The organism is Ehrlichia minasensis, from assembly GCF_004181775.1.
Taxonomy (GTDB): Bacteria; Pseudomonadota; Alphaproteobacteria; order Rickettsiales; family Anaplasmataceae; genus Ehrlichia; species Ehrlichia minasensis.
On record NZ_QOHL01000006.1, the window covers coordinates 14695 to 35366 of the forward strand.

Annotated in this window: 19 protein-coding genes, 2 tRNA genes and 1 other RNA gene; 8 read left to right on the forward strand and 14 right to left on the reverse strand. The window is 27.9% G+C overall.

Annotation, left to right across the window (positions count from 1 at the left end; genetic code table 11):
* Window positions 1-14: 14 nt before the first annotated feature.
* Complete coding sequence (locus tag DRF75_RS01840) at window positions 15-857, reverse strand: glycine--tRNA ligase subunit alpha (protein WP_082020005.1); 843 nt, start codon at window positions 855-857, stop codon at window positions 15-17.
* A gap of 278 nt (window positions 858-1135) precedes the next feature.
* Between DRF75_RS01840 and DRF75_RS01845 the strand changes: the two genes are divergently transcribed.
* Both DRF75_RS01845 and DRF75_RS01850 read left to right on the forward strand, forming a co-directional pair.
* Window positions 1136-1211, forward strand: a tRNA-Gln gene (locus DRF75_RS01845).
* A 30-nt stretch (window positions 1212-1241) separates the two neighbouring features.
* Window positions 1242-1802, forward strand: a complete 561-nt coding sequence (locus DRF75_RS01850; RefSeq protein WP_045171209.1) for a hypothetical protein — start codon at window positions 1242-1244, stop codon at window positions 1800-1802.
* On the opposite strand, the gene DRF75_RS01855 is transcribed toward DRF75_RS01850, so the two are convergent.
* On the reverse strand, window positions 1799-2971 hold the full coding sequence (locus DRF75_RS01855) for an FAD-dependent monooxygenase (RefSeq protein WP_045171208.1): 1173 nt from the start codon (window positions 2969-2971) through the stop codon (window positions 1799-1801). The two genes, DRF75_RS01850 and DRF75_RS01855, sit on opposite strands and share 4 nt — an antisense overlap.
* A 59-nt stretch (window positions 2972-3030) precedes the next feature.
* Window positions 3031-3108 (reverse strand) — tRNA-Arg (locus tag DRF75_RS01860).
* 592 nt (window positions 3109-3700) lie between these two features.
* Between DRF75_RS01860 and metK the strand changes: the two genes are divergently transcribed.
* Window positions 3701-4885: a methionine adenosyltransferase gene (metK, locus tag DRF75_RS01865; RefSeq protein WP_129992559.1), complete on the forward strand. Its 1185-nt coding sequence runs from the start codon at window positions 3701-3703 to the stop codon at window positions 4883-4885.
* A 713-nt stretch (window positions 4886-5598) separates the two neighbouring features.
* On the opposite strand, the gene DRF75_RS01870 is transcribed toward metK, so the two are convergent.
* The 5 genes from DRF75_RS01870 to DRF75_RS01890 form a co-directional block, all read right to left on the reverse strand.
* Window positions 5599-6609: an aspartate-semialdehyde dehydrogenase gene (locus tag DRF75_RS01870; protein WP_045171206.1), complete on the reverse strand. Its 1011-nt coding sequence runs from the start codon at window positions 6607-6609 to the stop codon at window positions 5599-5601.
* Between the two features lie 6 nt (window positions 6610-6615).
* Window positions 6616-6921 carry a YbaB/EbfC family nucleoid-associated protein gene (locus DRF75_RS01875; protein WP_045171205.1) on the reverse strand — a complete coding sequence of 102 codons (306 nt, stop codon included), beginning with the start codon at window positions 6919-6921 and terminating at the stop codon, window positions 6616-6618.
* A 10-nt stretch (window positions 6922-6931) separates the two neighbouring features.
* Complete coding sequence (gene dnaX / locus DRF75_RS01880) at window positions 6932-8410, reverse strand: DNA polymerase III subunit gamma/tau (protein ID WP_045171204.1); 1479 nt, start codon at window positions 8408-8410, stop codon at window positions 6932-6934.
* 17 nt (window positions 8411-8427) lie between these two features.
* Window positions 8428-8520, reverse strand: an RNA gene (gene ffs, locus DRF75_RS01885) — signal recognition particle sRNA small type.
* A gap of 73 nt (window positions 8521-8593) precedes the next feature.
* A complete protein-coding gene (locus DRF75_RS01890) occupies window positions 8594-9406 on the reverse strand; it encodes a pyrroline-5-carboxylate reductase family protein (RefSeq protein ID WP_129992560.1) in 813 nt (270 codons plus the stop codon).
* A 119-nt stretch (window positions 9407-9525) separates the two neighbouring features.
* Here DRF75_RS01890 and elbB point away from each other — a divergent pair, with 119 nt between their 5' ends.
* Window positions 9526-10185: an isoprenoid biosynthesis glyoxalase ElbB gene (elbB, locus tag DRF75_RS01895; protein ID WP_129992561.1), complete on the forward strand. Its 660-nt coding sequence runs from the start codon at window positions 9526-9528 to the stop codon at window positions 10183-10185.
* A gap of 191 nt (window positions 10186-10376) precedes the next feature.
* Here the strand turns inward: elbB and gap are convergent, their stop codons facing one another.
* Entirely contained in the window at window positions 10377-11372 is a 996-nt protein-coding gene (gene gap, locus DRF75_RS01900; protein ID WP_045171201.1) for a type I glyceraldehyde-3-phosphate dehydrogenase, read from the reverse strand.
* Between the two features lie 206 nt (window positions 11373-11578).
* Between gap and DRF75_RS01905 the strand changes: the two genes are divergently transcribed.
* From DRF75_RS01905 to tsaE, 3 genes are all read left to right on the forward strand, one after another.
* Entirely contained in the window at window positions 11579-12574 is a 996-nt protein-coding gene (locus DRF75_RS01905) for a hypothetical protein (RefSeq protein ID WP_045171200.1), read from the forward strand.
* Between the two features lie 73 nt (window positions 12575-12647).
* Window positions 12648-13352, forward strand: coding sequence for a Bax inhibitor-1/YccA family protein (locus DRF75_RS01910; protein ID WP_045171199.1), 705 nt, complete (start codon window positions 12648-12650; stop codon window positions 13350-13352).
* Window positions 13353-13376: 24 nt separating this feature from the next.
* Window positions 13377-13832 (forward strand): tRNA (adenosine(37)-N6)-threonylcarbamoyltransferase complex ATPase subunit type 1 TsaE, encoded by a 456-nt coding sequence (tsaE, locus tag DRF75_RS01915; protein ID WP_045171198.1) that lies wholly within the window; start codon window positions 13377-13379, stop codon window positions 13830-13832.
* Window positions 13833-15521: 1689 nt separating this feature from the next.
* Here the strand turns inward: tsaE and infC are convergent.
* Together infC and thrS are read right to left on the reverse strand one after the other, a co-directional pair.
* Window positions 15522-16043 carry a translation initiation factor IF-3 gene (gene infC / locus DRF75_RS01920; protein WP_082020004.1) on the reverse strand — a complete coding sequence of 174 codons (522 nt, stop codon included), beginning with the start codon at window positions 16041-16043 and terminating at the stop codon, window positions 15522-15524.
* A gap of 25 nt (window positions 16044-16068) precedes the next feature.
* A complete protein-coding gene (gene thrS, locus DRF75_RS01925; protein WP_045171196.1) occupies window positions 16069-17970 on the reverse strand; it encodes a threonine--tRNA ligase in 1902 nt (633 codons plus the stop codon).
* A gap of 351 nt (window positions 17971-18321) precedes the next feature.
* On the opposite strand from thrS, the gene DRF75_RS01930 reads away from it, so the two are divergent.
* A complete protein-coding gene (locus DRF75_RS01930) occupies window positions 18322-18804 on the forward strand; it encodes a CinA family protein (protein WP_129992562.1) in 483 nt (160 codons plus the stop codon).
* Window positions 18805-19061: 257 nt separating this feature from the next.
* On the opposite strand, the gene rplS is transcribed toward DRF75_RS01930, so the two are convergent.
* Genes rplS through rimM form a run of 3 tightly spaced genes read right to left on the reverse strand, consistent with a single transcriptional unit; the run spans window position 19062 to window position 20644 of the window.
* Window positions 19062-19433 carry a 50S ribosomal protein L19 gene (gene rplS, locus DRF75_RS01935; RefSeq protein WP_045171194.1) on the reverse strand — a complete coding sequence of 124 codons (372 nt, stop codon included), beginning with the start codon at window positions 19431-19433 and terminating at the stop codon, window positions 19062-19064.
* Entirely contained in the window at window positions 19426-20133 is a 708-nt protein-coding gene (trmD, locus tag DRF75_RS01940) for a tRNA (guanosine(37)-N1)-methyltransferase TrmD (RefSeq protein ID WP_082020002.1), read from the reverse strand. The genes rplS and trmD overlap by 8 nt, the downstream gene beginning before the upstream one ends.
* On the reverse strand, window positions 20123-20644 hold the full coding sequence (gene rimM, locus DRF75_RS01945; RefSeq protein WP_045171193.1) for a ribosome maturation factor RimM: 522 nt from the start codon (window positions 20642-20644) through the stop codon (window positions 20123-20125). The genes trmD and rimM overlap by 11 nt, the downstream gene beginning before the upstream one ends.
* Between the last annotated feature and the right edge of the window lie 28 nt (window positions 20645-20672).

The window sequence follows — 20672 nt, forward strand, 5'->3', positions numbered from 1 at the left end:
TCGTTTTACTTATTTTAATGACATTGAGTATATAAGCTACAACATAAGTTTGCAAGTTTACGTACGCGTAATATGTAAGATGCACGTTCATTTACTCCTATTACTCCGCGTGATTCAAGTAAATTAAGAATATGACTTGCTTTTGTACAAATGTCATATGCTGCTAATGGGAGTTTTTTTTCTATTAAAGAAACACACACTTGTTCTGCTTCATTAAACTGCTTAAAAAGTATATCTACATCATAATAGTCTAAAGCTAATTTAGAAAACTCATATTCACGCTGTTTAAATACATCACCATAAGTTGTTCCGTTGTCGTCCCATAGTATTTTGTATACGTTATCAACTTTTTGAATTATCATTGCTATTCTTTCTAGCCCATAAGCAATTTCTCCAGGTACTAAAGAGCATTCTACACCTCCTACTTGTTGCATATAAGTAAATTGTGTTATCTCCATGCCGTTACAGGTTACTTCCCATCCAAGGCCCCAAGCACCAATGCTTGGATTTTCCCAATCATCTTCTATAAATTTTATATCATGAGTTTCAATGGATATTCCTATTTTTTCTAGGCTTTTTAAGTAATTTGATTGTAAATCTGTACTGGATGGTTTTATTAATACTTGATACTGATGATGTTGATATAAACGGTTTGGATTATCACCGTATCTTCCATCACAAGGTCTAATAACAGGTTGTACATAAGCTAGCTTTGACGGTTTTTTTGATATGGCTATCATTGAAGTTGCTGGATGAAGGGTTGCTGCACCTAACTCAGAAGTATATGGCTGGAATATCGTGCACCCATAATCTTCCCAGTAATTCTGTAAGTTCTTTATTATACTTTGAAAATTCACAAAAAATATAACCAATTCTAACTTCTGTTATTATATAGATAATAATATGAAATTATACAAGGTTTATTTTTTCATATGTTATTAATTCTTTTTATTAGATACATGATTTATTAAAAAAAAGTGATATCAAAATTTGTTTGTTAGGTATGTGAAACTACATATAATATATTTGTATTTAATACTTTGATTTTTTCTTGCATTTTTTTTTGATCTATATAATCTTTGTTAATCATGAAGTAAGGTTTGCTAATTACTATATTAGTTTGCTGTTTTGTAGATGGGATGTAGCCAAGTGGTAAGGCAGCGGTTTTTGATACCGTCATTTCGGAGGTTCGAACCCTTCCATCCCAGCCATGTTTTTGTTAGCTTTAATGTAGTAACCCTATGCTTTTTTACAGGTACATGTTATTCTTCTTTTTATTAAAGAATATAAAGAATCTTATTATTAGAGTATTTTTTATTTTAGTGTTTCTTTATTTTTCTTCCTTTATTTTTATTGCTATGAAAGAAGGAATTAAATTTGCATTTGCATATAAGGATCCTAAAAATGTTGCTATTTACATTTATAAGTACTCAAAATGGTGTTATTACAACTATGATTCACTAACTTATTCTATATTTTTTAAAGCCGGAGTATCATTAATTATACCTTTTTGGTTTTACTTAAAAGTTTCTAAAATTAACTGGAATGAATTCTTCAGATGTTTATTTGAATATGTATGTTCTATTTTTAAAAAAGATAGTCATAGTAAGGAAAACTTAGAATTTAACAATTATAATGACTTTAACTTTATAGATACTAATCATATTGAAGAAATTGATAAAATAAAAAAGAATGCAATTGCAGAAATAGAAGAATCAATAAATAAGATGGTTTCAAATATTTTATGTGTGAAAAATAAAAAGAATAATCAAAATTATGATAATGTAATTGATAGAGATTAATTAAGTTTTCCTATCCCCATAGCATGTTTTATCATATAGTTTTTTATACTTTTTGAATTTTGAATTATATATAATCCAGCTCTTCTTGCAGCTTTTACAATACAAGATTTTCTAGAAAATACATCATCTATAAGTGTAGTAAAGACTGCCATAGAAAAATTATCGAAATATCTATCATAAGAAAAGTTTTTTAAAACGTAGTTACTGCCTATATCTATACCATACTGTTTTGCTGATTTTATATTATCTACTAGTTTATCTATGTCTCTTATACCTAAATTTAATCCTTGGCCTGCTATTGGATGTATAGAATGTGCTGCATCACCTATTAATGCCAATCTGTTTTTATGCATATGTTTAGCAAATGTTAAATGCAAAGGAAAACACTTGATTTCACTGTCTAACTTTATATCATTTAAATATGGAGAACATTTTTTTTCTAATTCAGTAATAAAATCTTGTTTGCTTAATTTCATTAGTGTCTCACTAATATGTTTTTTGTTTGTCCAAACTACGGAAGACCTATATCCATTATACATTGGTAATATTGCAAGTGGTCCTACTGAAGAAAAATGCTCAACCGCTAAGTTTTTATGATGATTCGTATGTTTTACATTGCAAATAATACTGCTTTGAAAATAATCATAATTAATGTATTTTATATCAAATATTTGTCTTAGTCTTGAGTTTTTACCTTCAGCGGATATTAGTAGTGATGTTAGTAGTGTTGTATTGTCTGTTAATTCTATTTTTACTATGTCATTTGAGATGCTTACTGATTTATATGTGCATTCTGAGTAAAGGTTTAGTTTTTTTATGTGTTTTTTAAAAGCATCACATAGAAATTTACTTTCTACAATATATCCCATTGGTTTATCACTTATGGATTTATGATCATAATGTGCAAATATTGTACTGTCTTCATCTTTTATTAAAATGTCTAACATAGGGCAATGTTCTTTAATGTTGTTCCATATGTTGAACTTATCTAATATTTCATGAGACCTCCTTGATAAAGCAAATACTCTATCTTTTGGCATTGATGATAGGATTTTGTTTTTATCTATTAGTGCTGTAGAAATAGAAAGCTGATTTAAGGCTATTGCTGTAATTATTCCATTCACTCCTGCGCCTGAAATAACTACATCATAGTATTTGCTATTGTTCATGCGGAAAATTACAAAATGATATACAAAAATTTACTAACAATTAAAGTTAGTTAATGTTATGGTGTGCCCGAAGGGATTTGAACCCCTGACCAACAGCTTAGAAGGCTGATGCTCTATCCAGGCTGAGCTACAGGCACATTTTAACTATAAAATGGTACTTTAATTAATATATTTGTCAAGTTTATCGATTTTTTTGAATATGGACTTGTATATGTTTTTATATTTAGAAATAGTTTTTGACTGATATTGAATTACAGATATATAAGTGAGAAATTCAAAGTGGATTTATGTTCAGCATTTTGTTTTGCATTGTAAAGATTAAAATTATGCAGTACTGAATACATTACAAATATCAGTAATACAAATGATTACATAATAGTAAAATTTTCTAATAGTTTAAAAAGTTAATTATCAAGTGCAATACAAACAATGAAAATTACAATAAACTGTTATTTAATAGAAAAATACAGAGAAACATATATTCTTAACAGTAAGTGATAGTTTAAACTATTGTCATTACTAAAATCTATGATATTTTGTATTCTTAATGCTTTGATATGCTTATTACTTTTTACTTGGTAATTGAAATGATAACTCAAAGTGTTGGTAAGTTGTATTGTTTGTATATAATTTTATAAAAATGTTAATTTTTTAAAAGTCTGGATATTATATATTGTTTAGTTATTTCATATTTGATACTATAAAAATCTTTGTGTTTACGTTTTTAACATGTTTCATTATCAAAATTGTTCATCTGAGTACATTATAACTAGTGAGTCTGTTTCTAGTGGACATCCTGATAAAATTGCTGATCAAATATCTGATGCTATACTTGACTATTATATATCATTGAATCCTATTGTTCATGCTGCTATAGAAACTTTAGTAACTAAAAATAAGGTAATAGTTAGTGGTGAAATTTGTGGTGTTAATGTTAATAACTCTGATATAGAATATATAACTCGTCAAGTTATAAAAGATATAGGTTATGAACAGGATGGATTTCATTGGGAGCATGTTGTTATTGAAATTTTAATACATGAGCAGTCGCAAGATATTTTTGTTGGAGTTAATTTTGGTAAGAATCAAGGTGCTGGTGATCAAGGTATAGTGTATGGGTATGCAATAAATGAAACTGAAGCTTTTATGCCTGCATCAATTTTTTATTCTCATTTGATTTTGAAAAATGTTATTTCTGCAGTAAAAAACTTTAAGATACCAAATCTTGGGCCGGATGCAAAAACTCAAGTTACATTATTATATGAAAATAATGTACCTGTTAAAGCATATAATATTGTACTTTCAATACAACATTCTGAAGATCTGTCACAAAGTCAAATAAGAGATATTGTATATCCATATGTTAAGAACTCTTTGCCAGATGGGTGGATGTGTTCTGATAGTGATTTTTTAGTTAATCCAGCAGGTAGGTTTGTTATAGGTGGCCCAGTTGGTGATTGTGGTTTGACTGGTCGTAAGATTATGATAGATACATATGGGGGACACATACCTCATGGTGGTGGAGCTTTTTCTGGAAAAGATCCAAGTAAAGTAGATAGATCTGCTGCTTATATGGCTCGTTACTTAGCAAAAAATGTTGTTTCTGCTAAATTAGCAAGTCAATGTTTAGTTCAATTATCTTATGCTATTGGAATTTCTCGTCCTATTTCATTTTATGTGAATACTTTTGGTACTGGAGTTGTAAGTGATAATGTTATAAAAAGTTTTATACAAAATAATATAGATTTGTCTCCTTATGGAATTTGTAAACATTTAATGTTACTTAATCCTATTTATAAAATTACATCTTGTTATGGTCATTTTGGAAGAATTCCTGATGAAAATGGCAGTTTCTCTTGGGAAAAGGAAGATTTTGCTTTAAAATTAAGAAATGAATTTTATTTAAACTCATAACTTGTATTCTATTTTGTAAAGATATATACGACATTTGTGTATCATTGTTGTGATGATTTATTTAATTTTACATAGTGCTTTTGTTTTATAATTTATTGATAATTATTTGTTACTGTGGAATTACATACCTGTTATGTTTTATTATTTTGTATATTTTTAGTATTTGTGTTGTGTGTTAATATAAGTACTATCCCATTTTTTTTAATTACAACTTACTAATAAGAATTTATTTATTGGATTTGTTTTTTTTAATAGTAATTTATATAAGTTTGTATTGTACTACATTGATGGAATATCGTGCTTTTTTACTTATATTAACTGAGAATATTTTAGTGAGGATTGTTAGTATTTTATAAGTAATGTACTAGTTTAATAATACTTTTGTTGTTTGTATTTTTAATTTTGAACTATTTATGAATTGCTGTACTTGATAAATTTCGTATTTCAATATGTGTAATTGTTGGTATTATTTTTACTTGACCTATTACTACACAATTTTTTAATTATAGCTTACTGCTTGAATTACTACATTGAATTTATTTTATAGATAATAATTTCTATTATTTGTACTGCATTTAATGTTTTATTTTTTCTTCATATGTTACTAAATAATTTACATTTTTTACTACAATATAATTATTTTATTTTGAATATATGACAATTTTTTACTATTTGTACTGTCATTGATTTTAATTGTAGTGATTGTTGATTTTCTATAAATAGTCTTTAATGAGTATTTCTGCTATTTGTACTGCATTTAACGCTGCACCTTTTCTTAAATTGTCACTTACTAACCACATATTAAGACCATGTTTTACTGTGTTGTCTTTTCTTAGCCTTGATACGTAAACTTCATCTTCATGTACACAATCTAATGGTGTTGCATATCCTCCGTCTTCTCTTCTGTCAAGTATTAAAATTCCTGGAGCATTTTCTAATGCTTCATAAGCTTCTTTTTCTGAAATCTCAGAGAAAAATTCAACATTTACTGATTCAGAATGTGATACAAATACTGGTACTCTGACACATGTTGCGCTTACTTCTATATTGCTGTCTAATATTTTTTTCGTTTCTACAGCCATTTTCCATTCTTCTTTTGTTGATCCATCTTTCATAAAAATATCTATGTGTGGAATACAATTGAAAGCAATTCTTTTTGTAAATTGTTTTGGTGCAATACTTTGATTCATAAATGTACCTTTAGTTTGTGAATAAAGCTCATCCATTGAAGACTTTCCTGCACCAGAAACTGATTGGTATGTTGATACAACAATTCTTTTTATTTTTGATATTTTATGTAGTGGGTTTAAAGCTAAAAGCATTTGTATAGTAGAACAATTTGGATTAGCAATTATATTATGTTTATCATATTCAGATATGTCCTCTGGATTTATTTCTGGTATTACTAACGGTATCTCATCTTCCATACGAAATAAAGAAGTGTTATCTATAACTATACATCCTCTGTTTGCTGCTGTTCGCGCATATTTCTGTGATATTGAAGATCCAGCTGAAAAAATTGCTATATCTGTATCAGAAAAATCGTAACTATCTAAATCTTGAGATTCTAGTATTTTATCTCCGTAACTTAACTTTTTTCCTACAGATTTTTTTGATGCTAATGCTATAACTTCTTTTGCTGGGAATGATCTACTTGATAAAACGTTTAAAATAACTCTACCTACGTTTCCTGTAGCTCCTACTACTGCTATCTTATAATTCATAGTTTTTTATATTCCAAACGGTAGTAAAGAACTTATAAGATTTTTGTTATAGTCAGATGACTTTTTTAGTGCATCGTTAAATGCAGCTCTAATTAAATCTTCTATTAGAATTGCTTTTTCTTGTAGTAATGATGGATCTAATTTTACTTCAGTTACCTGATAACTTACCATATTAGATACATTGATTTTTACAGATACTTTTCCTCCAAGTGATGAACCTTCAAAAACTTGAGGTTTTTGTTGTTCTTGAAATTCAGAGAATTTCTTTTTTAAAAGTTCTTGTAAGCTGGATAGTTGATCACTAGAATACATACATTACTCCTTAGTTATTGTTCTTTTTTATATTTTCTATGTTTACAACTTTTGCACCATCAAATTCTTGTAATATGTTGCAAATAGTTGAGTTAAAGCTTTTATTGTAGCATGTATTGCTATTTTTACTTATATTAAAATTTTGTTCAATTGATATATTCCATTTTTTATTTGTTGAGCTATTAAGAAAATTTAATAGATCGTCATGTAAGTCTTTAGATAATGTATTATTGCATTTTATATTTAGTATTCCGTCATTGTAATTTGTTATTTCTAAGTCGGATTCATATATTTGATTATATAAGTCTTGCATGTTATTGATTTTTAATAATTCAAGTAATTCTTTTTTATAATTATCAGGTTTATTATTTGTTTTTATATTGTCCTGGATTTTATCTATTATTTGTTTTGGAGATGGCAGTGGTGATAGGTAACATAATCTGATGATTAGCATATTAGCAGCATGCTTTGTACAATTAGATGATTTTACTTCTTGTATTCCTTTAAAAAGCATCTGCCATAATCTTGATAAAAATGTTGTGGATAAAATCTTATCATTTTTTATGTGTGTTATAATGTTATTGTCAGATAAAGATTCATTGTTTTTTGTTATAGAAAAATAGCATATTTCATAAATAATCTGCAACATGTTATCTAATATTATAACAGGACTATATGAGTTGCATGATTCTTCAAATTTCTTTAGTGCTTCTAAAGTATTTCCTGTGACTAATGGTTCTATTATTTCTAGTAGTGTATGTCTACTAACATACCCTAGCATTTCTTTTGTGCTTTTTTCAGATAGAACTTTATTACTATATATAGCAGCTTGTTCTAATATGGATAGTGCATTACGTATTGATCCATCAGCATTATCTGCTATTAGTTTAATACTTTCTTCATCAGATGTTATATTTTCTTTTTCTGATATTGCTTTTAAATGTTTTATAAGTTTGTCTGTAGATATTTTTTGAAAATCAAATCTTTGGCATCTAGATATGATTGTTACAGGTATTTTCTTTACTTCAGTTGTTGCTAAAATAAATTTTACATAAGGTGCAGGTTCTTCTAACACTTTTAGTAGTGCATTAAATGCACTGTTAGATAACATATGAACTTCATCTATTATGTATACTTTAAATTTTGAACTAATTGGCATGTAGCGTGAGTTTTCTAAAATCACTTTTACATCCTCTATACTTGTGTTGCTTGCTGCATCTATTTCTATTACATCTGGATGATTGAAATTTTTGATGGATATACAATTTTGACATGTATTGCATGGATCAGATGTTGGTCCAAAAGCACAATTTAAGCACATTGATATTATTCTTGCAGCGGTTGTTTTCCCGACACCACTAGTACCTGTTAAAAGTATTGACTCTGGTATCTTATCTAAGTGAAATGCATTATGTAAAACGCGAACTAAAACTTCCTGTCCTATAAGATCCTTAAAATTGCTAGGCCTATATTTTAATGCGAAACTCATTTTAAAGTGATAAAATAAAAAATGGGCAATACAACCCAAAGAAGCAATGCTACGGCTGCTTTATTCCTAACCTGACCGACTTCACAAAGCCTTTGCTCATATTACCCTTTGCATTATAATTTAACTGAAAGAAATATCAAATAAAAATTTGTTTTTCTATATGTTTATTATATACAATATGCATTATTGATTATTTCTATGCATATCTTTTAAGTACAATAACCTTTCCATTGCTGCTTTTAAACATGAACTGATTGTTTTAGGTAAATCTGAGTTTAGTACTTGCAGTGCAGCTTGTGTTATTCCACCACGACTTGTTATTGATGATATAAGATTGCTAATAGTAGTTTTTCTTGTTTCTAGTAGTTTAGCACTTCCTGTAAATGTTTGAGATACTAATTTGATAGCATCTTCTTCATTGATTCCTGCTTCTACAGTGTGCCTTACTAATTCTTCTGCAAGAGAAAAAAAGAATGCAGGACCAGAACCAGTAATAGGAGATAATTTATCAAAAATATCTTCTTTTTGTATCCAATATATAAGTCCTGTGTCGTTAAAAACAGTTGATACTTTTTGTTTTTCATTAGGTAATCCTTCTGCCATATAAGAAAGATTTACACTTTCACTCAGTGACATTGCAATATTAGGCATCACTCTTATTATTATTGCTGTATTTCCTAAACATTCTTTTAAGAAATTAACATCAATCCCAGCGCATAAAGAAATGAAAGATGCAGATTTACTATAAATTCTATAATTTGGCATTACATAAAAAATTTGTTGAGGTTTTATTGCTATCACAACAACTTGTGGAACAAAATCTCTGCTTATTTCTTCGTGACACTTTACAAATGTGACTTTAGTGATACTGTTAAATGCATCTTTTTTTGATAAGCTTGGTTGAACTACAATAATTTTTGATATTTGGTCATTATATGACCATTTGTTTAGTAATATGCTTCCTAAATTACCACATCCTATTAATAATATATTCATTGTTTATTATGTAAGTGATCATTATGATATAAATTTATAGCACATATAGTACTCAAATAAATTTGTAAATTACAAATTGTTTTTATAAAATTAGCATTTAGTTTAATAAAGGGTATTTTATGACGTTGAATTCTGCTGTTATTTTATCTGGTTGTGGTCATATGGATGGATCGGAAATCAGAGAAGCTGTTTTAGTTATGCTTGAGCTTGATAGAAATAATGTGAGTTTTAAGTGTTTTGCACCAAATAAAAATCAGAAACAAGTTATAGATCATAAAAAGAAAGAATCTGTAGAGGAAGTTAGAAACATTTTGGTTGAATCTGCAAGAATAGCAAGAGGGTCCATATATGATATAGAGCAAATAAATGTTGAAGAATTTGATATGTTAGTAATTCCTGGTGGATATGGTGTGGCAAAAAATTTTTCTAATTTGTTTGATGAGGATAAACAAGGTGAGAGTATATTGCCTGAATTCAAGAATGCTGTATATAAATTTTATAATGCTAAAAAACCTATAGGAGCAGTTTGTATATCACCTGCAGTACTAGTTGAAATATTAAAAGATGTTGCGAAAATTAAAGTAACAATAGGGGAAGATTCTAATAATTTAATAGATAAATTAGGAGGAATTCATGTTGATTGTCCTACTATTAAATCTGTTAAAGATGATGTGAATAAAATATTTTCTTGTTCTGCATACATGAGGAATGATAGCCTTTATAATATATACCTTGGAATACAAGATATGATATCATCTATGGTAAATTCTCTAAAGTAGTTGGTTTGAGTATTACATGTTGATATGTGAGTATTAAATATTACTATGTGGAAAATATGTTTTAGTTGTATGTTTGTATATTAATGGTAAGCATTTTATTATAATATATTTAATTTTTAATTTATTTTGTAAATAAAAACGCCTTGCTTACATTAAAAGTTAGTACGGTCATATAAATTTGCTAATCTATTTTATATTAATTCTGATAATAATGATACTATATCTAACATTCTCATAGCAAAAGCCCATTCATTGTCATACCAAGCTGCTATACGGCATAAGTTGTTATCAGTAACACATGTTTCATTTGCGTCTACTATTGAGCTATATGTACTGTGGCAAAAGTCTATAGATACTAATTTTTTGTCTGTTATGCTTATGACTTTAGAGTTTTGTGACGAATTTTTTATTATATCATTTATTTCATTAGCGTTGGTTGATTTAACAGAGTTAAATACTAAATCTATCATAGATACATTTGGTGTTGGTACGCGTATAGCTGTTCCATTAAGTTTTCCTTTTAGTTCTGGTATTATTAAATCAATAGTTTTTGTTGCTCCTGTTGTTGTGGGAATAATAGACATCATGCATGCTCTTGCTCTTCTTAAGTCTTTATGGTTATTATCAACTAAATTTTGATCGTTTGTGTATGAGTGTACTGTTGTCATGAACCCGTTTTTTATTCCTATTGTATCATTCATTATCTTTAGAATAGGTGCTATACAGTTTGTAGTACATGATCCAGCTGAAATTACATTGTGTTCTTTTTTTAACATTTCATTATTTACACCATATACGATTGTTATGTCAGAATCTTGTACTGGTGCTGATACTATAACTTTTTTTACTGTTGAGTTAATATGTTGTGTTGCTAAAGATTTTTTATTAAACTTCCCTGTACTTTCTAATACAATATCTACATTGTGTTTTTCCCAGAAGATGTTTTTTGGTTCTTTTTCAGTTGATAGTGGAATTTTTTTATCGTTTATTATTATATAACCTTCTTCTGATTCTACATTATATGGAAATTTTCCATGTACAGAATCGTATTGAATAAGATGTGCATGTGTTTCTGGTGATGTAGATCCATTTAATGCAGATAATTCTATTGATGATTGTGCATTTTCATATATTGCCCTTATTAAACATCTTCCTATACGTCCTAGCCCGTTTATTCCTATTTTCATAAATTTAACCTTTATTTTTTATATAATTATAGACATATTTTTACATACTGTTACTTTTTTAGTATACAATTATATAATTAATGAAGCTAAAAAAGTTAATAGCTTTTTGTTTTTTCTGATTTATAATATAACCTGTATTGCCATATCTTAATGTTAAGATTTAAGTGTGTATTTTTTAATAATTAGTGAGGTGAAATTGATATATTATGTTAGGTGATAATGGTGAAAAAGCTAAAAAAGCTAGTGGCCTAAGTAAAGAACAAAGAAAGGCACAGCTTGAGTTTAGTTTATACAAATTGAATAGTCAAGACTTGGCTAGAAAAAAAATAGTCATGGCTGTATGTGTTCTTTATGCGTTAGTTTTTGCTTCAGGTGCTATTTTGCAGTCAGGGGTTATGGGATTAAGTAAGGATAAAACATTATTCTTAGGTTGTCTTGCTGAATTTGTGGCTTTACTTTTATGTATATCTTTTCTTGTTACAGGTTTATATAATGTTTTATATATAGAAAAAGAGAGAGCAAGATTACAAGCACAGTTAAAAAAGTGTGAAGAAAAAGAAGATGAAATAGTATCTTTTAGCGATGATGTTGCCGGATTTTGTGAAACTCATGCAAATAAATTTGATTTAACTGGTGGGTTCCTTACTACTATTATGCAAGCAATTGCTGTATTTAGTTTAATGGTTCCATCAATTTTTAATGTAAGTAATATTCCTGTTAATACTGCATTTAATTTGCAGGGGATTGTGGATACTGTAGGAAATATATTTTTCTTAATAGCAGCAAGTATGTTTTTACTTTCTTATATAATTAGATGTAAGAATAGTAAAGATAGGGATGGTAAATCTTCAGGTAGTCCTGCTCAATCATTTATTTTTGGTAGTATATTTTTTGGTACTTTTTTAATTTTGGCTGGTAAGGTACTACTTTCTTTTGAATGTAGATCCGGTGCAATGTATACAGGTAATCTTGGTCCTTTTGGTATGGATTCATTACCGTTAGGATTTATTACACGTGCTATTGGTATGGCGATATTTTGTATAGGATATGCATTAATGTTGTATTATAGTGTTAAAGCTAATGAAGAATTAGAAAAAAAAGTACAAGGAAATGATTTACAACAAGTTTCTACTGGTATGCAGGAAATATATTTTGTTGAAAGTATGCATAAAGATACAGATCCAATCTTACATGGTTCATGATAAATTGGTATTGATATTTTTATATTTTTTGTTATAATTAAGTGGCTTAAATTTTTTCTAAAGTGGAGTATTTATGGATAATTACAGTAATGTACGTTTTGAGAGTGCTTACTATAGTGTTGGTCTAAGGAATTATCTAGTAAAAGTATATAACTATATGGCTATGGCTTTAGGGTTAACTGGTATAGTGGCATTTTTTGTGTCTTCATCTTCTGCTCTTATGTCTGTGATATATAATACTCCTTTACATTGGGTAATTATGTTTGCTCCTGTAGGGTTGGTTTTTTTAATGTCTTATAAATTGAATGTTTTCAGCTTTCAAGCTGTACTGACGGTATTTTTTAGCTTTGCAGCCTTGATGGGTGTTTCCATTTCTTATATATTTCTAGTGTATACTTCAGCAAGTATTGCAAAGGTGTTTTTTATATCATCTTCTATGTTTGGTATCATGGCCTGGTATGGTAATGTTACCAAGAAGGATTTATCTCAATTTGGAACGTTTTTGTTTATGGGTCTTGTCGGAATAGTTCTTGCCTCTTTAGTTAATTTATTTTTGCATAGTAGCCCATTACATTTTGCTATATCAATTGTTGCAGTAGTTTTATTTACTGGTATGACTGCATATGATGCTCAAAGAATTAAAGATGTATACTATAAATTTAATGATGGAACTGATGTTTCTGTCAATAAAATGGCTATATTAGGTGCAACTACTTTGTACTTTAATTATGTTAATATATTTTTAAGCTTGTTGAATCTACAAGGTGAACGCAGATAATTTATTTCAGTTGTGAGTGTATAGTTGCAATTTAAGTATAGTTTTGTTGATTTGTTTTTTTTAGAAAAGCTAGCGTGTTTTGTTGCTTTAAATTTAAAAAAGTGTGATTCTATATCTTTAGTTGGTGATTTGGGTGTTGGTAAAACTACTTTTGTTAGGTTTTTAGTTAATGCATTGATTCCATCTGAAGATGTAAGTAGTCCTACTTTCAGTATTATTAATGAATATCATTCTAGTGAATTTATAATATATCATGTTGACCTTTATAGGGTTAGTTGTTTACGTGAAGTATATGACTTAGGCTTAGATTGTATTTGTGATAACGGCGTTTGTATTGTAGAGTGGCCTAACTTATTAGATGGTATATTAAATTTTAATTTAAAGGTAAATATAAACTCTTCTATAAGAGAAAATCTTAGGGATATTGAGATTATTGCTAATGATGGTGATTGGTGTAATGCTTTAAAAAAATTTAAATAATTGGAAATAGCAATGTATTGGTACTCTTTTATTCAGTTAAAAACAGTAATCAATTAATATAAATTGAATGATTATATATAAGTTGTTTCAAGGAAATTAGTATAAAATTCTAACTGAGTGTATATAATGTCATTATAATGTTGAGGATATGAGATTATAAAATGCAAGTAGGTGATGTATAAAATTTTATGCATTATTTTATATATAACCGATGTTAATATGGTGAATGATTTTGTTACTGCATTTGTGAACTATATAACTTCTAGCTTTACGTTTTAGTAAATAGTAATTGTTTAGAGATGATTAAGAGATACTATATATTGTTGCACTTCGTGGTACTCAAAGCTACAAATAATGTATAATGGGAAAATTTTTATATTTTCAAACTAGTATATTATTTATTGTGAAAAAAATCAAATGATATTGAAAAAATAAGTATAATGAATGTCATGATTGTTGTTATCAAATTCAAGTGTTAAGAACATGCTTAGGTATATTAAAAAGTGTATACTATTAATAATTCTTTAGAAATTGAATATTGTGCTATACTAGTAATAAAATTTTTTGGATAAAAATGTGCTTATAGAGTTAAGAATGTAAAATGCTTACATATAAGTGATAATGTAAGAATATTGTGTTTTATTAACATTTCAAAAAATATTCCATGTTATGGATTTTTGACTTTAGAAATTACTGTGAAATATAAGATTTATTGAAAATGTATTACATTAGCTAAAATATTTTACAGAAATGATGTGTTGTTTATAAATGCTAAATACTGATATTTCAGTTATGTAGTAACTAATATAGATTATTAAACTTATTTATTGGCAATATTATTTGGTGTAATTTATAACTGTTTGTTGTGAAGTGCATGGTGTTAACTCAAGATGTATTGTTTGTAAATACTAATTTAGTGACATAATAACTAAGTTGATTTTAAAATTACTGAGGATGTTTGCTTTATATGCTGTGTAATTTACTATGAAGATACATAATATTAATCAAATGTTCGCAATGATTATAAATGCTGAAATTTATTGATATTTGAAGTTATATGTTTTTAACACTGTAACTTACTGTTAGTTAGTGGAATTTGTGACAGATTGTCATATGCATGTGTAGTGTTAAACTCTATGTTTACAAAAAAGTGTGTTTTATAAAGTTGATTTGTATTTTAAACATTGCTAAATTATTGTTTTTAACTTTTTTTTGTGAATAAAACAATATTTATATAAGAGTAATGTTGTATGATAACATGGTTATACATTATTTTACTTTTTATGTATCTTGAGAATGTAAAGCAGGTTATGTGTACTAAATAACGGTAAGTACAGTTATCATTACTTCAATATTTCATTAAGATATTCATGCAGTATTTGTAGCAGTAAATCTTTTACTCAGATAATGAACAGTTTTTTTAGTATTTTTCTTTCAATGACAAACTATATATAGATAATACTGACTATCAAGTAAGAATTTTTATCATGTTCTACTGTATAACCAACACAAAAAACACAGTGTACTGTATAATGAATGAAATTTTTATAAAAATGCTACCATCTAAATTGAAGAATTTGAGATTATTAAACAGTATAACAAATGTGTTTGTCATTTCTATTTTAACTGTGGGTTTATAGAATGGAATTAGAATACTATAACTTATGTTATAGTATTCTTGTACAGTATTTATTTGGCAGTTAATACCATATTAATCAAATTCCCTTCCTTTTTTGGTAAATTTTCTGGCTTTGCGATGTCAGAGGTGTCTTTGATTAGTCTTTCTATAATCTCCATTCCAACTTCTGGATGGAGTATTTCTCTTCCTATAAATCTGAGTGATATTTTTACTTTATCTCCTCTTTCTATAAAACTACGTAACATGTTTAGCTTTACATTATAGTCATTATCCCCAATATTAAGTTTGAACTTAAGTTCCTTTACTATGATGGTTTTTTGCTTCTTTTTTGAATCGCTTATCTTCTTTTTATGGCTATATCTGTATTTACTATAGTCGAATATTTTACATAGAGGATATTCATCATCATGTACTATTTCAACTAAATCTAAATTAACAGCTTTAGCTCTAGATAAAGCGTCTTCAATATCTACAACTCCAATCATAACACTATTTTGATCAACGAGTTTTACTTTTTTTTCTGTAATCATTTCGTTGATCCTGTTTTTATTAGAGAATTTGTTTTTTTTCAAATCTTACACTCCTGACTAAAAATTATTAGATGCTAGCACAAGTTAATAATGTTTTCAACGCTTTATCAACAGACATAGTATGCTGTGTATTTGATTCTAAATAGCGTATAGATACAGAATTTTCATTTACTTCTTTTTTACCTACTACCCAAAATACAGGTGTTTTCTTGTGAATGTGATTCCGTATCTTGTAATTTATTTTTTCACTTGTGACATCAAGCTCAACCCTTATATTATGTTCTTCAGCTTTTGTTTTTAGAGAATTAGCATACTCAATTGAGTCTTCACTTATAGTTAATATTGATAATTGTGTAGGAGCTAGCCATATTGGAAATTTACCTGAGTGATGTTCAATTAGTATTCCTATAAACCTTTCAAACGTACCTAAAATTGCACGATGTAGCATTACTGGATGATGTTTTTTTCCATCATTGCCTATATAGTAGGCGCCTAATCTTTCTGGTAGTACAAAATCCATTTGTAAAGTTCCACATTGCCATTCTCTACCAATAGCATCTTTGAGTACAAATTCTAATTTTGGTCCATAAAATGCTCCATCTCCAGGATTTAGAATATAATTTAAATTGGCAGATTCAACTGATTTTTTTAATGCTAGTTCAGCTTTATCCCATGTTTCATCGCTACCAGCTCTATTTTCTGGACGATCTGAAAATTTTACTAATATGTCAGTGAATCCAAAATCTTTATATATTTCCATTAATAGTTTACAAAATTTTAATGCTTCAGAGGTAACTTGACTTTCTGTACAAAAGATATGTGCATCATCTTGAGTAAAGCCACGTACTCTCATTAATCCATGTAGTGCTCCTGATGCTTCATATCTATGACATGTTCCGAATTCTGCCATGCGTATTGGTAAATCACGGTAACTTCTAATTTTTGAGTTAAAAATTTGTATATGACATGGACAATTCATTGGTTTTATTGCTAAAACTTTATCTTCTGCCTCACTTAAAAACATATTTCCACGAAACTTATCCCAATGTCCTGACTTTTCCCAGAGCTCTTTGTTTAGAAGCATAGGAGTTTTTACTTCTATATAGCCATTGGTTTCTAGTTTCTTTCTTATGTAGTTTTCTATTATTCGGTAAATAGTCCAGCCTTTTTTGTGCCAAAATACTTGACCACATGCTTCATTTTGAATATGGAATAATTCTAGTTCTTTTCCAATTTTCCTATGGTCTCTCTTTTCTATTTCTATTAAGTTATTCAAATATGATTTTAATTCTTCTTCATTTCGCCATGCTGTACCATAAATTCTTTGCAACTTTTCATTATTTGAATTACCTTGCCAATAAGATCCGGATACTTTTGTTAATTTAAAAGATCTTGATGTTTTTGTTGAAGGTGCATGTGGACCACGACATAAGTCAATAAAATTTCCTTGTTTGTAAACAGTGATATTTTCATTGTTTGGAATGTTGGATATTATTTTAACTTTGTAATTCTCTCCTATACTAGAAAAAAATTTTATAGCTTCTTCTCTAGTCCATACTTCACGTATAAAGATTTCGTTTTTGTTTATAATTTCTATCATTTTTTTTTCTATTATCTCTAGGTCATTACTAGAAAAGTTATGTTCTGTTGCGAAATCATAATAAAAACCATCTTTAATGGTTGGACCAATTGTTATTTGAGTATCTGGAAAGATTTCTTTTACTGCTTGTGCCATGATATGTGCGGTATCATGACGTATAATTTCAAGACCTTCTTCGCTATTTGTTGTTATGACTTCAAAAGTACAGTTTTCTGTAATTTCTCTTGATAAATCGTAAGATTCCCCATTTACTTTTACAGCTATTGCTTTATTTTTTAATTCTGGAAATAAATCAGCTACTACATCGTATCCTTTGATTCCACGATGAAATTGCTTACATAGATTGTTATTAAAATAAATATTTATCATCTTACATTAACCATAATTAAACATATAATTTTAAAGTACATAACCGATGTTTTGTTATTATATCTTATTTGTTTATGTATTACATTATAAACTTGTATAATAATTTAAGAATTTTTTTATTCTACTAAATGTCTTTTTAATATTATATCTTCGCAATTTTATATAGTTATTGTATAAGTTAAAAGATTTTTATAGTTTTATAAAATATAAGTATAATTTCTAATACTAGTAGTATATTTATGTATATTTAGTTAGCAGTTGTATAACACAATTTGTTGATTTTGCTTTTAATTGTTTCACTTATTTGTTAAGTGAATATAAGTTTGTTTGTGATTTATATAATGTTGTTACGTGATAATAAAACAAGAAATATTAGAAAAAGCTAAAGTATGTGTTTTAAAGCTAGTAGAAAATAATTCTAAAATAGTAATAGCTGAGTCATGTACAGCAGGATTGATGTCTTTTTTGTTATCTTGTATTCCAGGAGCATCAAAAGTATTAGATTGTAGTTTTGTTGTATATTCGAATGAAACTAAAGCTAGGCTTTTAAATATTGATAAAGGACTTATTGATAAGCATGGAGCTGTGAGTCCAGAAGTATCTATTTTAATGTCAGTTGGTGCTTTAAAAAATTCAAAAGCTAATATATCTATTTCAATTACTGGATTTGCTGGTCCTGATGGTGAGCAAGTGGGGTTAGTTTATATAGGTTATGCTTCAAATATTGATAGTGATTATAAAAAGTGCTATTTTAGTGATAATATGAGTAGAAATGAAATACAAATGCTATCTGTAAATGCAGCTATGGACTTTCTATTGTACAAAATAAGGTAGAAGTTTTTTTATTGAAAACTTAGTGTATGTGGATAATGTACCATAGGAAATATGTTCTCTTTACTATAAAGAAGATATATAATGGTTAAAAATACTTCTTGATAAAAACATAAATCTTTAATTTATTACAATGCAAAATTACAGGTAAAATACTGTGAAGAATGAAATTTATAGAAATAACACACTACTATAAGGCTTTTTTACTGCAATAAAAAGACATCATGGAATAAAATGCTATAAGATTTGCAAAATTAAGATTAATGTTTTGCAACATTACTGCGTTCTTTTATTCTTGCAGATTTACCAAATAAGCTCAGCATATAATAAAGTTTTGCTCTGCGGACTTTACCAAATTTTACTACTTCTATGGACTCTACTGTAGGAGAGTATAAAAATACTTGCAATTGTATACTTTCATTGTAGCTTATTTTTCTTAAAGTGAAAGAAGAGTGTAGACCATTGTTTCTTCTTTTTATGCATACGCCTTCGAATACTTGTATACGTTCACTTACTCCATCAAAGATTTTCATACTTACTCTTACTGTATCACCTGAGCTAAACTTTGGTATTTTTTTATTGGACAACAATTTTATCTGTTGTTCATTGAACTCCTTAAGCAAATTACTCATATGTATCTCCATTTATTGTACCAGTTAATTCAGGACGCCTTTGTTTGGTTATACAATAAGATTGATTAGCTTTCCAAAGATTAATCTTTTTGTGATTTCCAGAGAGTAAGATATCAGGAACAGCTAATCCTCTCCATTTTGCTGGACGTGTGTACTGAGGGTACTCTAATTGATTATTTAAAGCAAAGCTCTCATCACATATACTTTGTGTATTATTGACTACTCCAGGTATAAGCCTAACGCAAGTTTCTATGAGAACCATACAAGCAATTTCTCCACCTGATAATATATAGTCTCCAATACTTATTTCGTGAAAATCATAAAAATCTAAAATTCTCTTATCTATTCCTTCAAAGCGACCACATAGTACAGTTATATTAGAAAAATGTGTTAATTGTCCAGAAATATCTTGATTTAATTTTACTCCACTAGGAGACATGTATATTAGTTTTGTATTTTTGTTTTTACTCAATACTTCGTCTATTGCTGAACCTATAACATCTGCTTTCATTATCATACCAGGTCCTCCGCCATAAGGTTTATCATCTACTGTTTTATGTTTATCTTTTGCGAATAACCTTATATCAATAACATTTAGATTCCAGATACCTTTATTTAAAGCCCTTCCTATTACTGAATAACTTAATGGACCTGGAAACATTTCTGGAAATATAGTTAGAACGTTAACATTAAGTGTCACTGCTATTTCCTATAATTTCTGGTAAATTTACTATTATATATTTTTCTTTAATGTTTATATGAGGGAATATGTTTTTTGTAAAAGGTAACATAGTACTTTGTTTAGAATAGGAAAGACATATTTCTATAATGTCACAAGATCCAAAATTATGAATTTTCTTTACATTTCCATAGACTTTATTGTCTTCCAATATAACATTCAACCCTATTAAATCATTGTGGTAGAATTCATCATTATTTGTAAGGTTTGGTAATTTGTCTTTTTCTATGAAAAGCTTTTTATTTCTTAGTAAGTCTGCATCATTTCTTGACACTATATTTTTGATTTTTGCAATTATTGTATTTTGTGATGTGACAGATACTATACTTATTTTATATGTATTTGTTCCATCAGTTAACATTCCATAAGATGTAAAATCTTCTGGATTTTCTGTGAAAGTTCTTATCTTTACATTTCCACTAATTCCATGAGATGATGTGATCACACCAAGGCATATCAATTCGTTTCTCATTTATATATATGTAGTATAATTCAATATT

Coding starts and splice junctions, on each gene's coding strand:
- DRF75_RS01850 (WP_045171209.1), top strand. CDS start 1,242: ATGCTTTTTTACAGGTACATGTTATTCTTCTTTTTATTAAAGAATATA.
- DRF75_RS01855 (WP_045171208.1), bottom strand. CDS start 2,971: ATGAACAATAGCAAATACTATGATGTAGTTATTTCAGGCGCAGGAGTG.
- metK (WP_129992559.1), top strand. CDS start 3,701: ATGTTTCATTATCAAAATTGTTCATCTGAGTACATTATAACTAGTGAG.
- DRF75_RS01870 (WP_045171206.1), bottom strand. CDS start 6,609: ATGAATTATAAGATAGCAGTAGTAGGAGCTACAGGAAACGTAGGTAGA.
- DRF75_RS01875 (WP_045171205.1), bottom strand. CDS start 6,921: ATGTATTCTAGTGATCAACTATCCAGCTTACAAGAACTTTTAAAAAAG.
- dnaX (WP_045171204.1), bottom strand. CDS start 8,410: ATGAGTTTCGCATTAAAATATAGGCCTAGCAATTTTAAGGATCTTATA.
- DRF75_RS01890 (WP_129992560.1), bottom strand. CDS start 9,406: ATGAATATATTATTAATAGGATGTGGTAATTTAGGAAGCATATTACTA.
- elbB (WP_129992561.1), top strand. CDS start 9,526: ATGACGTTGAATTCTGCTGTTATTTTATCTGGTTGTGGTCATATGGAT.
- gap (WP_045171201.1), bottom strand. CDS start 11,372: ATGAAAATAGGAATAAACGGGCTAGGACGTATAGGAAGATGTTTAATA.
- DRF75_RS01905 (WP_045171200.1), top strand. CDS start 11,579: ATGTTAGGTGATAATGGTGAAAAAGCTAAAAAAGCTAGTGGCCTAAGT.
- DRF75_RS01910 (WP_045171199.1), top strand. CDS start 12,648: ATGGATAATTACAGTAATGTACGTTTTGAGAGTGCTTACTATAGTGTT.
- thrS (WP_045171196.1), bottom strand. CDS start 17,970: ATGATAAATATTTATTTTAATAACAATCTATGTAAGCAATTTCATCGT.
- rplS (WP_045171194.1), bottom strand. CDS start 19,433: ATGAGTAATTTGCTTAAGGAGTTCAATGAACAACAGATAAAATTGTTG.
- rimM (WP_045171193.1), bottom strand. CDS start 20,644: ATGAGAAACGAATTGATATGCCTTGGTGTGATCACATCATCTCATGGA.